The 14,256-nt window shown below is 67.2% G+C and carries 15 protein-coding genes; 7 read left to right on the forward strand and 8 right to left on the reverse strand.

The genetic code is table 11. The features are described from left to right. The first annotated feature begins 51 nt into the window (after positions 1 to 51). Together VX037_RS10310 and VX037_RS10315 are read left to right on the forward strand one after the other, a co-directional pair. Entirely contained in the window at positions 52 to 1,500 is a 1,449-nt protein-coding gene (locus VX037_RS10310; RefSeq protein ID WP_328714138.1) for a PspC domain-containing protein, read from the forward strand. Then, complete coding sequence (locus VX037_RS10315) at positions 1,497 to 1,727, forward strand: hypothetical protein (protein ID WP_287016421.1); 231 nt, start codon at positions 1,497 to 1,499, stop codon at positions 1,725 to 1,727. The genes VX037_RS10310 and VX037_RS10315 overlap by 4 nt, the downstream gene beginning before the upstream one ends. 24 nt (positions 1,728 to 1,751) lie before the next feature. Here VX037_RS10315 and guaA read toward each other — a convergent pair whose 3' ends face one another. Then, positions 1,752 to 3,344, reverse strand: coding sequence for a glutamine-hydrolyzing GMP synthase (gene guaA, locus VX037_RS10320; protein WP_266059567.1), 1,593 nt, complete (start codon positions 3,342 to 3,344; stop codon positions 1,752 to 1,754). 43 nt (positions 3,345 to 3,387) lie between these two features. Between guaA and VX037_RS10325 the strand changes: the two genes are divergently transcribed. The 3 genes from VX037_RS10325 to VX037_RS10335 are packed head-to-tail and all read left to right on the forward strand — an operon-like array spanning position 3,388 to position 5,300. Beyond that, positions 3,388 to 3,999: a biotin transporter BioY gene (locus VX037_RS10325; RefSeq protein ID WP_266059569.1), complete on the forward strand. Its 612-nt coding sequence runs from the start codon at positions 3,388 to 3,390 to the stop codon at positions 3,997 to 3,999. A 27-nt stretch (positions 4,000 to 4,026) separates the two neighbouring features. Further along, positions 4,027 to 4,701: an energy-coupling factor ABC transporter ATP-binding protein gene (locus VX037_RS10330; protein ID WP_287016420.1), complete on the forward strand. Its 675-nt coding sequence runs from the start codon at positions 4,027 to 4,029 to the stop codon at positions 4,699 to 4,701. Next, the gene (locus VX037_RS10335) at positions 4,698 to 5,300 is read left to right on the forward strand and encodes an energy-coupling factor transporter transmembrane component T family protein (RefSeq protein ID WP_266059572.1); all 603 of its coding nucleotides are present in this window, start codon (positions 4,698 to 4,700) and stop codon (positions 5,298 to 5,300) included. Before VX037_RS10330 ends, VX037_RS10335 begins: the two co-directional genes overlap by 4 nt. 148 nt (positions 5,301 to 5,448) lie before the next feature. On the opposite strand, the gene VX037_RS10340 is transcribed toward VX037_RS10335, so the two are convergent. Continuing rightward, positions 5,449 to 6,609: a GuaB3 family IMP dehydrogenase-related protein gene (locus tag VX037_RS10340; RefSeq protein WP_235723707.1), complete on the reverse strand. Its 1,161-nt coding sequence runs from the start codon at positions 6,607 to 6,609 to the stop codon at positions 5,449 to 5,451. Positions 6,610 to 6,677: 68 nt separating this feature from the next. Beyond that, entirely contained in the window at positions 6,678 to 8,189 is a 1,512-nt protein-coding gene (gene guaB, locus VX037_RS10345; protein WP_235723706.1) for an IMP dehydrogenase, read from the reverse strand. 136 nt (positions 8,190 to 8,325) lie between these two features. On the opposite strand from guaB, the gene VX037_RS10350 reads away from it, so the two are divergent. Next, the gene (locus tag VX037_RS10350) at positions 8,326 to 8,715 is read left to right on the forward strand and encodes a DUF5319 domain-containing protein (RefSeq protein ID WP_266059576.1); all 390 of its coding nucleotides are present in this window, start codon (positions 8,326 to 8,328) and stop codon (positions 8,713 to 8,715) included. Between the two features lie 155 nt (positions 8,716 to 8,870). Here VX037_RS10350 and VX037_RS10355 read toward each other — a convergent pair whose 3' ends face one another. The 3 genes from VX037_RS10355 to VX037_RS10365 all read right to left on the reverse strand — a co-directional run bounded on the left by VX037_RS10355 (position 8,871) and on the right by VX037_RS10365 (position 11,131). Then, on the reverse strand, positions 8,871 to 9,806 hold the full coding sequence (locus tag VX037_RS10355) for an anti-sigma-D factor RsdA (RefSeq protein ID WP_266059577.1): 936 nt from the start codon (positions 9,804 to 9,806) through the stop codon (positions 8,871 to 8,873). Next, positions 9,790 to 10,377 (reverse strand): RNA polymerase sigma factor ShbA, encoded by a 588-nt coding sequence (gene shbA, locus VX037_RS10360; RefSeq protein WP_235723703.1) that lies wholly within the window; start codon positions 10,375 to 10,377, stop codon positions 9,790 to 9,792. The genes VX037_RS10355 and shbA overlap by 17 nt, the downstream gene beginning before the upstream one ends. Before the next feature lie 91 nt (positions 10,378 to 10,468). Next, on the reverse strand, positions 10,469 to 11,131 hold the full coding sequence (locus tag VX037_RS10365; RefSeq protein WP_266059578.1) for a hypothetical protein: 663 nt from the start codon (positions 11,129 to 11,131) through the stop codon (positions 10,469 to 10,471). 579 nt (positions 11,132 to 11,710) lie between these two features. Here VX037_RS10365 and VX037_RS10370 point away from each other — a divergent pair. Next, positions 11,711 to 12,007 carry a WhiB family transcriptional regulator gene (locus VX037_RS10370; RefSeq protein ID WP_129911804.1) on the forward strand — a complete coding sequence of 99 codons (297 nt, stop codon included), beginning with the start codon at positions 11,711 to 11,713 and terminating at the stop codon, positions 12,005 to 12,007. A gap of 116 nt (positions 12,008 to 12,123) precedes the next feature. Here the strand turns inward: VX037_RS10370 and groL are convergent, their stop codons facing one another. Next, entirely contained in the window at positions 12,124 to 13,740 is a 1,617-nt protein-coding gene (gene groL, locus VX037_RS10375; RefSeq protein WP_266059580.1) for a chaperonin GroEL, read from the reverse strand. A 99-nt stretch (positions 13,741 to 13,839) separates the two neighbouring features. Continuing rightward, entirely contained in the window at positions 13,840 to 14,139 is a 300-nt protein-coding gene (gene groES, locus VX037_RS10380) for a co-chaperone GroES (protein WP_006334733.1), read from the reverse strand. Between the last annotated feature and the right edge of the window lie 117 nt (positions 14,140 to 14,256).

Raw genomic sequence — 14,256 nt, forward strand, 5'->3', positions numbered from 1 at the left:
CAGGGTCCTCCCCCGATGTGGTGGCACGTCCGAGTCGCCACGATGGAGACCATGGACACCAAGCAGTTCGAGGGGTTGTGGGCGACCCGGCCGATTCGACCGAGCACCAACCGCACCGTCGCCGGTGTGTGTGCCGGCATCGGCGCGCGATACCGCGTGGACCCGACGCTGGTCAAGATCGCATTCGTGGTGGCGACGCTGTTCGGCGGTAGTGGCCTCGTGCTGTACATCGCCGCGTGGGTGGCCACGCCGAGTGAGAACAAGCAGCACGACGAGCTCGGCTCGATTCGGCACGGCGAGTTCATCCACGGCCCCACGCAAGAACATTCGCGCCATCGGCGTCACCGCAATCCACAGCTGATCCTGCTGATCGTGCTCGCGATCATCGTGCTCACCTCATTCGGCCCCAACACCACGTGGAGTTCTGGTGGCCTCCTCGGCGCAGCACTGATGCTGCTGGGCTGGTGGCTGCTCTACCAGCGCACACCGGAGCCTCCGGCGGGCACCAGCGTCGACACTCATCACCCGGTCACGCCCGACGTGGTCGCGGCCCGCACCGATGGCCCACTGCAGCCGTGGATTCCACGGGCGATGATGACCGGTCCGAGCGGTGCCGCTCCCGCCACCCCGACGAACTCACCCGGTTCTGCCGCACCACCCGCAGGTCCGTCGACCTCTCCTCCCGGGCAATCGGCGTTCGGGCCCGGGGCATTCACGGCCGGAGCACCTGACGTCGCCTCCCAACGCGCTTCCGGCACAGGGCCTGCCGCCCCGACCGACGCCGGACCGACAGAGGTTTTCGCGACCGACGAGTTGCGCCGTACCCCACCGGCCTGGGATCCGCTGGGCACCGCCCGGTTCGCTTGGGATCTGCCCGAACCCACCACCGAACAGGCGATCGACCATCGCTCGCAACGCCGTTCGCCGCTGACCCTCGTGGTGATCGGCCTCGCGGTGATCGTCGCCGCGGCCGGTGCCGCACTGCATCAGGTCGGCGTCGACTGGTTCACCCCGGCACGCATCGTCTCGATGGCCCTCGCGGTGGTGGGTGGCGGCCTGATCTATGCGGGTCTACGCCGTCGCAACGCCGGCGGGCACAGTGCCGGGTTGGTGCCGATCGCCCTGATCCTGGGCGTCGCCATTATCGCGACCACCAGTATCGGACATCTGAACCTGCCGTCGGGAGGCGTCGGTGAGCGGACGTGGACACCGATCGCGGAATCCGACATCGACGACGCCTATTCCCTCACGATGGGCAAGATGGTGCTCGACCTGCGCGGTGTGGACATCACCGCCGATCGCACTGTGGAACTGCGAAACGGCGTCGGCGAGATCGAGGTACTGGTGGGCGAGAACACCAACATAAGCGCCAACTGCGATGCGAACGTCGGCGACTATGTCTGCCCAGACGGACTCGACGGCGGCCGCGACGGTACCGACGGACCCGTGCTCACCATCGATGCGCACACCAACGTGGGACATGTGGAGGTGACCCGATGAACGACGACGACACCGATCTCCGCACCACCGGAAGCAGCGATACCCGGCACCGCGCGCCAGGTCTGGTCCTGCTCGGGATCGCCGCCCTGTCGGTCGCGGCGTGGGGACTGGCCGGTGGCCCGGACCTACCGTCGGCCGGCGACCTCGGCTGGATCGCGGTCGCCACCGGCCTGGTGATCGGCCTGCTGCTCATCGTCACCGGCGCACTGTCGTCACGACGACGATGACCCATTGGTCGCCATCGACCGGAGTCACTCCCACTCGATGGTGCCCGGCGGCTTGCTCGTGACGTCGAGAACCACCCGGTTCACGTCGGGCACCTCGTTGGTGATGCGGGTCGAGATGAGTTCGAGCACCTCGTAGGGCACCCGGGTCCAGTCCGCGGTCATCGCGTCCTCACTGGACACCGGGCGCAGCACGATCGGATGGCCATACGTGCGGCCGTCGCCCTGCACCCCCACACTGCGCACATCGGCCAGCAACACCACCGGGCACTGCCAGATCTGACCGTCGAGGCCGGCGGCGGTGAGTTCCTCGCGGGCGATGAGGTCGGCCTTGCGCAACATCGCCAGACGATCGGCGGTGACCTCGCCGACGATCCGGATGGCCAGACCCGGGCCTGGGAAGGGCTGGCGCCCCACGATCTCCTCGGGCAGACCTAGTTCCCGCCCGACCGCCCGGACCTCATCTTTGAACAGCAGCCGCAAGGGCTCGACCAGCGAGAACTCCAGATCCTCGGGGAGGCCACCGACGTTGTGGTGACTCTTGATGTTGGCCGTACCGCTCCCGCCACCGGACTCGACGACATCGGGGTACAAGGTCCCCTGGACCAGGTACTCGACCTTGGCACCATCGGACGCGTGATCACCGAGCACGTCGGTGACCGCACCTTCGAAGGATCTGATGAACTCGCGACCGATGATCTTGCGTTTGGTCTCCGGGTCGCTGACACCGGCGAGTTCGGACAAGAAGGTGTCGGCCGCGTCCACGGTGACGAGCTTCGCGCCGGTCGCGCCGACGAAATCGTGCTGTACCTGCTCCCGCTCGCCTGCCCGCAACAACCCGTGGTCAACGAACACGCAGGTCAACCGATCGCCGATGGCCCGCTGCACCAAGGCAGCTGCCACCGCGGAGTCGACGCCGCCCGACAGTCCGCAAATGGCCAATCCGTCGCCGATCTGATCGGCCACCGCGTCGATGAGCGCATCGGCGATGTTGGCCGCGGTCCAGGTCGCCTCGAGGCCGGCGATCTCGTAGAGAAAGCGCGTCAGCACCTGCTGACCGTGGGGCGTGTGCAGTACCTCCGGGTGATATTGGACACCCGCCATTTGACGGTCGACGCACTCGAACGCGGCCACCGGCGCGCCCGGGGTCGATCCGGTGACGATGAAACCCTCCGGGGGCTGCTGCACCGCATCGTTGTGGCTCATCCACACCGGCTGCGTCTCGGTCAGTCCCTCGTGCAGCACTCCGTCACCGGTCACCGTCAGCGTGGTCCGACCGAACTCACGCCCGCCGGTGTTGGCCACCTCCCCACCGAGCTGGCGGGCCATGGCCTGGAACCCGTAGCAGATGCCGAACACCGGGACCCCCAGGTCGAAGACACCCGGGTCGAGGGCGGGCGCATCTTCGGCGTACACCGACGCCGGCCCACCCGACAGGATCAGTGCCAGCGGTTTGCGGGCCTCGAACTCCGCGAGCGGCGCGTCGTGCGAGATGACCTCCGAATAGATCCGCGCCTCACGCACCCGCCGGGCGATCAGCTGCGCGTACTGCGCACCGAAGTCGATGACGAGCACCGGGCGAGGACCGTCGGGAAGGGGTGCGGAAGAAGAATCTGTCACCCCAGGGAGTTTAGTGATCAACGTCGCCAGACATAATGCAGGCATGTCTTCGACCACCGGCGCGCCATCATCCTCACGCCGTTTTTCACTGTCGGTGGCCGATCTGACGCAGGCCGCCGTGTTCGCCGCGCTGATCGCGGCCCTTGGACTACCTGGCACCATCACCATCGGGGCCTCGGGTGTGCCCATCACCCTGCAGACCCTCGGTGTGATGCTGGCGGGTTCCATCCTCGGCCCCCGCAAGGGCACGCTCGCGGTGATCATCTTCGCCGTACTGGCTATCGCCGGGCTACCCATCCTGGCCGGTGGACGCAGCGGGCTGGTCGCACTGTCCTCGCCGACGGCCGGCTTCTTCGTGGGCTTTCTGCCCGCCGTACTGGTGATCGGGCTGGCTACCGCGGCCATGATGCCGCGTTATCGCATCGTGTGGGGCGTCGGCATCAACATCGTCGGCGGCATGGTGGTGATCTACGCGTGCGGCGTCATCGGGTTGCTGCTGCGCACCGATCTGTCGCTGTGGGCGGCCATCTCCACCAACGGCATCTACATTCCCGGCGACATCGCCAAGGCTGTGATCGCGGCGCTGGTGGCCGCTCAGGTGCACCGCGCCTACCCGGGACTGATCGCCCCGATCCGGCTGCGCCGCGGCCACTGACCCGACGTCGGTGAGCGAATCAGATCGATGATCGAATTCCGTGGTGTCGGCCACGCCTACGAGGGCCGGGTCGTGCTCGACGACATCGATCTCACCCTGAGCGAGCGGCGGATCGGGATCATCGGCGCCAACGGCAGCGGCAAGTCGACCCTGGCGCGAATGATCAACGCGCTGGTGGTCCCCGACCGCGGTTCGGTGACGGTCAACGGGATCGACGCTGCCCGGGAGAAACGTCGGGTCCGCAAAGAGGTCGGGTTCATCTTCAGCGATCCCGATCGACAGATCATCATGCCGACCGTCATCGAGGACATCGAGCTCTCCCTCACCCGTACCGTCCGCGACCGCGCTGAGCGGTCGGCGCGCGCCGCGGCGGTGCTCGCGCAGTTCGGGCTGGCCGATCACGCCGACCACCCCGCACACCGGCTCTCGGGTGGCCAAAAACAGCTACTCGCGCTGGCCTCGGTGCTCGTGACCGGGCCATCGGTGCTGGTCGCCGACGAACCGACCACGCTGCTGGATCTCCGCAACAGCGCGATGCTGCGCACGGTGTTCACGACGCTGGACGAACAACTGGTGGTGCTCACACACGATCTGGATATGGTCGCCGACTACGACCGGGTCATCGTGCTCGACGAGGGCCGCGTCGTCGCCGACGACGAGCCCGCCGCGGCGGTCGCCGCTTACCGTCGGCTGATGACATGACGGCCCTCGGTGTCTATCGGCCGGGTCATTCACCACTGCATCGGCTTCCTGCAGGGCTCAAACTGCTCGGGCTGGGTGCGGCGATCCTCGCCGTCAGCATCACCGTACGGACGCCGGCCGCGGTCGGGTTCCTCGCGCTCGGGGTGGTCGGCGTGTTCGCTCTCGGCGGCATCCGGCCGCGTGAGGCGTGGCGCCAGATGCGCCCGGTCGTCTGGGTGGTGGTGTTCGTCTTCGTCTTCCAGGTGATCTTCACCGATTGGCAACGTGCCCTGGTCGTCTGCGCCGTTCTCGCGGCATCGGTGGCGATGGCCGCCGCGGTCACCCTCACCACCAGGACCTCGGCGATTCTCGACGCCGTCGTCACCGCGCTTCGGCCGCTGGCCCGGCGAGGAGTGCGGGTCGATCACATCGCGCTGGCGCTGGCTCTGGCCATCCGGTCCATCCCGCTCATGGTCGAGGTGGTGGCGCAGGTCGACGAGGCCCGCAAGGCGCGCGGGTTGCGTCCCGGCGCACGGATTCTCGTCGCGCCGGTGGTCATCGCGGCGCTACGTACCGCCGACGGGTTCGCCGACACGCTGATCGCCCGCGGCCTCGACTGACCCGCCGACCGTACCCGCACCGAGCCGCTCGCCTCCCGCGCTACCGCACCCGGAGCCAACCGCGCACCTGCCAGGTATCCGCGCACGTCGCGACGTGCGCGCGGACGTGACGGGTGCGCGGGGTCCCCGCGTGATCACGGATTACTGCTCAGACGTGGACGGTCAGGCCCACCTTCTGGAATTCCTTGAGATCGCTGTAGCCGGCCTTGGCCATCGAACGACGCAGCGCGCCGACGAGATTGAGTTCGCCGTACGGGTCCTGCGACGGCCCGTTCAGCACACATTCCAGGCTGGGCCGGTCCTCGTCGGTCGCGACCTGCAACAGAGCACCGCGTGGGGTGTCGGGGTGGGCGGCGGCCGACGGCCAGTACCACCCGCGTCCGGGCGCCTCGGCGGCGGCGGCCAGCGGTGTACCGAGAACTGCCGCGTCGGCACCACAGGCGATGGCCTTGGCGAGGTCACCGGAGGTGTGGATGTCACCGTCGGCGATCACGTGCACATACCGGCCGCCGGTCTCGTCGAGGTACTCGCGCCGGGCCGCGGCCGCGTCGGCGATCGCCGTCGCCATCGGCACCCCGATGCCGAGTACCTCGCCGGTCGTGGTGGCACCCTCGGCAGAGCCGTACCCGACGATGACGCCGGCCGCACCCGTGCGCATCAGATGCAGGGCGGTCCGGTGATCGTGTACGCCACCGGCGATCACCGGGATGTCGAGTTCGGCGATGAAGGTCTTCAGGTTCAACGGCTCGCGAACCGGGCCGTCGTTCGGATCCGCCTGGGCCACATGCTCGGCGGAGATGATGGTGCCATGCACGACGAGGATCTCCACACCCGCCTGCAACAGCGCCGGCGTCAGTTCGGGCGCATGCTGGGGACTCACGCGGACGGCTGTGGTGACACCCGCGTCGCGCACCGTGGCGACCGCCGCACCGAGTAGGTCGGGGTCGAGCGGTGCGGCATGCAGTTGCTGCAGCAGCCGGATCGCGGCCAACGGATCGGCGTTGTCGGTGGCCACCGCGGCCAATTCCTCGAGTTTGGCGTCCACGTCGCGGTGTCGGGCCCACAGCCCTTCACCGTTGATCACCCCGAGAGCGCCGAGGCGGCCCAGTTCGACCGCCGCCGACGGCGACACCAGGGCGTCGGTGGGATGACTCAGGATCGGTGACTCGAAGCGGTAGGCATCGATCTGCCAGGCGGTCGATACATCCTTGGACGACCGGGTCCGCCGCGACGGGACGATACTGATGTCATCGAGTTCGAACGTCCGTCGGGCCGTCCGCCCCATGCCGATGTCGACGAGGTCACGCACCGTTGCGCCTTTCTGCTACACGTTTGAGGTCGCGGTTGTGCCCCGGATCACACCGGGGCAAACGCGCGTCAGCGGGAATAGTAGTTGGGCGCTTCGGTGGTCAGTGTGATGTCGTGCGGGTGCGATTCCTTTAAACCGGCCGCGGTGATCTGGACGAAGCGGGCGTCGTGCAGATCGGTGATGCTCGACGACCCGGTGTAGCCCATCGCCGCGCGCAGGCCGCCGACGAGCTGATGGATCACCTGGCCGAGGGGCCCGCGGAAGGGGACCCGGCCCTCGATGCCTTCGGGCACCAGCTTCTCCTCGGCGAGCACGTCGTCCTGGAAGTACCGGTCCTTGGAGTACGACTTGCCCTGACCGCGCCCCTGCATCGCGCCGAGCGAGCCCATCCCCCGGTAACTCTTGAACTGCTTGCCGTTGACCAGGATCAACTCGCCGGGTGCCTCTGCGGTGCCCGCCAGCAGCGAGCCGAGCATGGCGGTCGACGCACCGGCGGCGAGCGCCTTGGCGATGTCGCCCGAGTACTGCAGACCGCCATCGGCGATGACCGGCACGTCATGCTGCTTGCAGACGGCTACCGCCTCCAGGATCGCGGTGATCTGTGGTGCCCCGACGCCCGCGACGACCCGGGTGGTGCAGATCGACCCCGGTCCCACGCCCACCTTGACGGCGTCGGCGCCGGCCTCGACGAGCGCGAGGGCCGCCTCACGGGTTGCGACATTGCCGCCGACGACCTGCACCCGGTCGCCCACCTCGGCCTTGAGCTTGGCCACCATGTCGAGGACGAGGCGGTTGTGCGCGTGCGCGGTGTCCACGATGATCACGTCGGCGCCTGCATCGGCCAGCGCCATCGCTCGATCCCATTGCGGGTCACCGGTTCCCACAGCGGCCCCGACCAGCAGACGGCCGTCGGCATCCTTGGTCGCCAACGGGTGTTGTTCGGTCTTGACGAAGTCTTTGACCGTGATCAGGCCGGTGAGTTTGCCATTGCCGTCGACGATGGGCAGCTTCTCCACCTTGTTGCGACGCAGCAAGCCGAGGGCGGCCTCCGCGGAGACCCCTTCCTGTGCGGTGATCAGCGGAGCCTTGGTCATCACCTCGGACACCGGGCGCGACTGGTCGACCTCGAAACGCATGTCACGGTTGGTGATGATGCCGACGAGTTCACCCGAACCGTCGACCACCGGGAGACCGGAGATCCGGTACCGCGCACACATCGCGTCGACCTCGGCGAGGGTGTGGGTCGGCGAGCACGTCACCGGATCGGTGACCATGCCGGCCTCCGAGCGCTTCACGGTCTCCACCTGCCCTGCCTGATCCTCGATCGACAGATTGCGGTGCAGCACGCCCATGCCACCCGCGCGCGCCATCGCGATGGCCATCCGCGCCTCGGTCACGGTGTCCATCGCCGAACTCACGAGCGGGACCTTGAGGGTGATGTCCTTGGTCACCCGCGACGAGGTGTCCACGTCGCTGGGAATGACGTCGGACGCCGAGGGCAGCAACAAGACGTCGTCGAAGGTGAGGCCGAGCATCGCGACCTTGCCGGGGTCGTCTCCACCGGTGCGCACTGCAGTCATTGCACCATGGTATCGGCACCATGGGGGTGTCCGGGCTCACCCTGCGTCGAGCCTTTCCACGTCATCGCCCACCGGGGTCGATCGACCTGTGGACGCCTTGCTCCACCGGGGTCCGATCATCGGTTACCGTGGTGTTGTGCGTGACCATCTTCCACCCGGACTGCCGCCAGATCCGTTCGCCGACGACCCCAGCGACCCGGCGTCGGCTCTCGACTCGGTGGAACCCGGCGTACCGCTCGACGAAAACGAGCGCGTCGCCGTCGAGGAGGATCTCGCCGATCTGGCGGTCTACGAAACGCTGTTGGCCCATCGTGGGGTCCGCGGCCTGGTCGTCGTGTGCGAGGACTGCCACGAGGATCACTATCACGATTGGGACATGCTGCGTGCCAACCTGCTGCAGCTGCTCATCGACGGCACCGTTCGGCCTCACGAACCGGCCGTCGATCCGCGCCCCGAGGCCTACGTCACCTGGGACTACTGCCGCGGCTACGCCGATGCGCGCGGACACATGGACGACGAGCGCTGAGAATTCCCCTCACGCCAGGTTGAGTTGCGTCCGTGCGCTATTTCAGCGCTTCATCGGGTCGCTTCGGCATCCATCCTGAGTAGGGCCCTTCGTGACGGGCCTCCGCACGCTCCGGCCCTCCTCAGAGTTCAGGGGCCAACCGGCCTCCAGGCCACTCACCACAAGAAGAACGTCGTGGTGGTGGTCGTCGTGGTGGTGACCGGCCGACTGGGCTGTCCGGTCTCATCGCCCGGCGCGGCAGTCGGCGTGGGAGTCGTGGTGGAGGTCGGCGGCTGCTCGGGCTTGGTGGTGTCGGGTTGACCGGTCGGGCTGTCCGGCGCCGACGTCGCCGGCGGATTCCCCGAACTGGGCAAGGTGACGGTCACCGAACCACTGCTCTGACGATCGAGGTCACGCGGCGGTGTGCTCGGCCCGGGCGCACCACCCACACTGCTCGATCCGCCGGGCACGGCGGCAGACGAGGCAGACGAGGCAGACGATGCGGACTTGGCCGAATCGGTGTCGGCGCGCAGTCGCTGCATCCACTCGTTCATGCGGTTACGGGTGGCGTCGTCGCGCACTGGCCCCATCTGCTGCTGCGCCTTGGCGATCAATGCAGCAGCCTGGTCGGCGTCGCCGGCTGCCATCGCGGCCTCGGCCTTCTCCAGGTCGGACTGGATGTCCATCGCCGCCTGGGTTTCATTGGCAGCTTCGGCGAAGACCACCTTCTTGACACCCCACAGCGGGTCGCCGGGAGACGATCCCTCTGCCAACACGGTGAGGCCCGCGCAGGCGATGACCACAACCGCAGCCACGCCGGAGGCCACCCGCAGGTGCCGGATGACCCCGCGCCCGCGTTCTGCGCGCTGGGACGCCGCGATCGCGGACTCGACCTCGTCGACGGTGGGCAACTCGGGCAGCGGCGCGGCGACAGCCTCGTGACGCCAGCCCGACAGTAGTTCGGCCAGCTCGTATTCGGCCTGATCCCGGGTCGGCACGGGTCGATCGTGAGACAACGACTCGATGAAATGGTCGTCCGCGTGAACCGAGGTCATGTCGATGGGATCGTTCACATCCCATCGCTGATCGGCAGGCTCATGCTCGTCGTTCATCGACCTCACCTGCCTTCCTCAGTTCGGTCCGTAGTTTTGCCAGCGCGCGGTGTTGGGCGACCCGCACCGCTCCGGGCGTACTGTCGATCGCGTCCGCGGTCTCCTCGGCCGACAATCCCACCACCAGCCGCAGCACGAGCACCTCGCGTTGCTTGTCCGGCAGGATCTCCAGCAGCGACCGCATCCTGCGGCTGCCGTCGGAATCCAGCGCCATCTGCTCGGGCCCACCGACGAACGACACGGTCTCGGGGAGCGTCTCGACCGGATCGGACTTGACCCGACCGGCCACTCGCATGGCATCGGCAACCTTGTGCGCGGCAATGCCGTACACAAAAGCCATGAACGGCCTGCCCTGGTCTTGGTACCGGGGCAGCGCGGTCATCACTGCCATCAACGCCTCCTGCGCGATATCGTCGGCGGAGAACAGGTGGCGTTCTCCGACTCCAATCCGCCCTCGGCAGTAACGCAGGATCGGATCCTGCACACTTTCGAGAACCGACGTGAGCGCTGTTCGATCGCCCTGCCCTGCGGCGCGGACGGCCTCGTCCAGCTCAACACCCGTCAGTTTCATCGTCAGTTGAGATCCCCGTGTTACATGTGTCGTGGTGTTGCTCGTGTGCTGTGTACCCACGTCACCTTAGCGATTGCCACCGAGTACCGAGTCACCCACCGGCGGTCCTCTCATCTGCAAACGGCACTCCCCGACCCACCAGTAACCCCCGAACGCGGGTGAGGTCTCCGGCCACGTCCTCATCGGCGGGATCCAGACCGTGTCGCAGCGCCAACGACGCCCATTCCAACGGCAGGAGCCCACCGGCCCGCGCGTCCGCGGTGACCTCGGCCGCACGTTGAGCGGCCACGAGCAGGTCGCCCGCCGCTGCGTGCGCTGCCGCAGCGATCAACTCGGTCTTGACCCGGTGCCGCAGGGGCGTGTCGGCGACCGTGCACAGTTCCCGGGCGTGTTGCGCGTGCTCGAGCGCCGACGCGGAGTCTGCGGAGTAGATCGCGACCTCGGCACTGACCCACTCGATGCGCAGCAGCGGCCGGCGGCCGGCCAGCCATGCGGTGTCGGCCACGTCTGCGATGCCACGTGCCCGCGCCAACAGGCGTCGCGCTGCCGCGAGGTGCACCTGCCCAAGATGATCGGCGGCCAGACCGACGAGCGCATCGAGCACTGCGGCGCGATGCGTCTGTGTCTGTGTCCGGTTGCGCGGCTCTGGTGCGCCGGACGATCCGACAAGCAGCAACGCGCGACCGTCGAGCGCGGCCGCGTTCCGATGTCGGCCCGCCTGCCGCAGAAGTGAGGCGCGCGTCGACAGTGCCAAGGACTCCAATGCCGGAGCCCCGCATCGCCGGCCGGCACGCTCAACCTCGTCGAGGATCGCGAATGCGCCGGCAGTGTGACCTATACCTCCCTGCTCAACCGCGGCAGACCACAACGCCCGGCCGTGCGCGCATTCCCCCATTTCACACCCTGTTTTTTGCGGTTCCGACATCGATGCAGAACGAGTGTAACCTGTTCTAGTTTGCATGAATTTAACCTGGTGTCACAAACATTAATTCGCCGCCCAGGTCACACAGAAATGAGCTCTGAGTTTCAATCGTGTTACTCGGCAGTAGTTGCGTCACCTGCTCGTCACGCGACACAGGGCCGCGCCAAGCACACGTCAACACACCGAAAACAGCAGGTCAGTGGCACCAAAACGACGAATGTGCCGGGTCGGGCCGACCACACCGAATCGGTATGGTAGCCGCCGACGCATAGTCAACGCACAGTTAACAAGTCTGGAAATTTCACCATCGTTGACCCCTTATTTGGCGGGATTGACTGCATTTCTGCGGCTTGCTTACTGTGTGTTTGCGCCGATCAATCGAGTGCCACTCGCAGACAAGGAGTCGCTGTCATGCCTCAGCCGAATCACCTCCCTGGCCCGAATGCCGACATCTGGGACTGGCAAATGCAGGGCCTGTGCCGCGGTGTGGACTCGTCGATGTTCTTTCACCCGGACGGCGAACGCGGCCGGGCGCGCGCCCAACGGGAGCGCCGCGCGAAAGAGATGTGCCATCAGTGCCCGGTGATCGCCCAGTGCCGCGAACACGCCCTCGCCGTTGCCGAGCCCTACGGCATCTGGGGCGGGCTGTCGGAGTCCGAGCGCAGCATGCTGATGAAGCGCGGTGTGGGCCGCCGCATCGCGAGCTGACGACAGTTTTTCAGACCTCTACGCCGATGGGGGCATCGATCGTGTGATCGATGCCCCCATCGGTGCGTCTCGGGCAGTGCGGTCGGGTTCGTCCGCCGCTGCCCGGTCTCAACTCGTCAGTGCGCGTGACCGTGACCGTGCGCGTCGGCCGCGGCCTCTTCCGGCTGATCGGTGATGGCGGTCTCGGTGGTGAGCACCATGCGGGCCACCGAGGCTGCATTGACGACAGCCGACCGAGTCACCTTGACCGGGTCGATGATGCCGTCGGCGAGCAGATCGCCGTACTCCAGTGTCGCGGCGTTGAAGCCGATACCCGAGTCCGAATCGGTCACCCGGGTAGCGACGACCGAGCCGTCGACGCCGGCGTTCGATGCGATCCAGAACAGCGGGGCCCGCGCTGCGTCGCGGACGACCTTCACGCCCAGGGCCTCCTCGTCGGACAGATCGGCGGCCAGATCGTCGAGGACCTTCGCGGCCTGCAGGATGGCGGTACCGCCACCGGCAATGATGCCCTCCTCGACGGCTGCCTTCGCCGCGGCGACCGCGTCCTCGACGCGATGCTTACGCTCCTTGAGCGCAGTCTCGGTGGCGGCGCCCACTCGGATCACCGCGACACCGCCGGCGAGCTTCGCCAACCGCTCGGCGAGCTTCTCGCGGTCCCAATCGGAATCGCTGCGCTCGATCTCGCGGCGCAGCTGCTCGGAGCGCTGCGCGATCTCCTCGGATGTACCCGCACCCTCGACCAGCGTCGTGGTGTCCTTGGTCACCACCGCCCGGCGCACGGAGCCCAACAGTTCGACACCCGCGTCGGAGAGGCTGACGCCGATGTCCGAGGAGATGACGGTGCCGCCGGTGACCACGGCCAGATCCTCCAGGAACGCCTTGCGACGATCACCGAAGAACGGCGCCTTGACCGCGACCGCCTTGATGGTCTTGCGGATCGAGTTGACCACCAGGGTCGACAGCGGCTCGCCCTCGACGTCCTCGGCGATGATCAACAGAGACTTGCCGTCGCCGGCGACCTTTTCCAGCAGCGGCAGGAATTCCGGCAGCGAGCTGATCTTGTCGCGGTAGAGCAGCACGAGCGCGTCCTCGAGAACGGCTTCCTGGCTGTCGACGTCGGTCACGAAGTAGGGCGACAGGTAGCCCTTGTCGAACTGGACACCTTCGGTCACGTCGAGATCGGTCGACAGCCCCGATCCTTCTTCGACGGTGACGACGCCGTCGGCGCCGACGCGCGTCATGGCCTTGGCGACCATCTCGCCGATCTCCTCGTCACGAGAAGACACGGTGGCGACCTGGGCGATGGCCTTCTCCCCATCGACGGGGGTGGACAGCCGGACCAGTTCGGCGCTGACCGCGTCGGCGGCCTTGCCGATGCCGGCTCCCAGCGCGATCGGATTGGCGCCTGCGGCCACGTTGCGCAGGCCTGCGGTCACCATTGCCTGGGCCAGCACCGTCGCGGTGGTGGTGCCGTCACCGGCGACATCGTTGGTCTTGGTGGCAACCGACTTCACCAGCTGGGCACCGAGGTTCTCGAACGGATCCTCGAGGTCCACGTCGCGGGCGATCGTGACACCGTCGTTGGTGACGTTGGGTCCACCGAAGGCCTTGGCCAGCACCACATGCCGACCACGCGGGCCGAGCGTCACCTTGACCGTGTCGGCCAGTTGGTTGATGCCGCGCTCGAGTGCGCGGCGCGCTACATCGTCGAATTCAATCTGTTTGGGCATGGATTTCTTTCTCGATCCGGGGAATCGCGGGAGAAATGGCTCCGCCCCGGCGCCCGACGAGGGCACCGGGGCGGGAGACTCACGAAGTGCTCGTGGGTCTTACTTGCCGATGACGGCCAGCACGTCGCGCGCCGAGAGGATCAGGTACTCCTCGCCGGCGTACTTGATTTCGGTGCCCCCGTACTTGCTGTAGATGACGGTGTCGCCTTCCTTGACGTCGACGGGGACGCGGTTACCCTGCTCGGTGACCCGGCCCTCGCCCACGGCGATGACGGTGCCTTCCTGCGGCTTCTCCTTGGCGGTGTCCGGGATGACCAGACCGGACGCGGTGGTCGTCTCTGCCTCCACGGCCTGCACCAGGATCTTGTCCTCAAGCGGCTTGATGTTCACGCTCGCCACGATGTGGTTCCTCAACTTTCGTACTGAGTTGTTGAACGATGAATCGAATTGCACGTTCATTGGCCCTGGGCCGAAACCCCGCCGTCGCGGGTGTACGAGGCTTCATCACAGTGCCAC

Origin of the sequence: Gordonia sp. Z-3 (assembly GCF_036233855.1) — a bacterium.
GTDB classification, from domain to species: Bacteria; Actinomycetota; Actinomycetes; order Mycobacteriales; family Mycobacteriaceae; genus Gordonia; species Gordonia tangerina.

Bases quoted from the DNA above. Each gene is read 5' to 3' on its own strand.
- VX037_RS10370 (WP_129911804.1), top strand. From the start codon at position 11,711: ATGCCTCAGCCGAATCACCTCCCTGGCCCGAATGCCGACATCTGGGAC.
- VX037_RS10310 (WP_328714138.1), top strand. From the start codon at position 52: ATGGACACCAAGCAGTTCGAGGGGTTGTGGGCGACCCGGCCGATTCGA.
- guaB (WP_235723706.1), bottom strand. From the start codon at position 8,189: ATGACTGCAGTGCGCACCGGTGGAGACGACCCCGGCAAGGTCGCGATG.
- VX037_RS10355 (WP_266059577.1), bottom strand. From the start codon at position 9,806: ATGAACGACGAGCATGAGCCTGCCGATCAGCGATGGGATGTGAACGAT.
- shbA (WP_235723703.1), bottom strand. From the start codon at position 10,377: ATGAAACTGACGGGTGTTGAGCTGGACGAGGCCGTCCGCGCCGCAGGG.
- VX037_RS10325 (WP_266059569.1), top strand. From the start codon at position 3,388: ATGTCTTCGACCACCGGCGCGCCATCATCCTCACGCCGTTTTTCACTG.
- VX037_RS10330 (WP_287016420.1), top strand. From the start codon at position 4,027: ATGATCGAATTCCGTGGTGTCGGCCACGCCTACGAGGGCCGGGTCGTG.
- VX037_RS10315 (WP_287016421.1), top strand. From the start codon at position 1,497: ATGAACGACGACGACACCGATCTCCGCACCACCGGAAGCAGCGATACC.
- groL (WP_266059580.1), bottom strand. From the start codon at position 13,740: ATGCCCAAACAGATTGAATTCGACGATGTAGCGCGCCGCGCACTCGAG.
- VX037_RS10335 (WP_266059572.1), top strand. From the start codon at position 4,698: ATGACGGCCCTCGGTGTCTATCGGCCGGGTCATTCACCACTGCATCGG.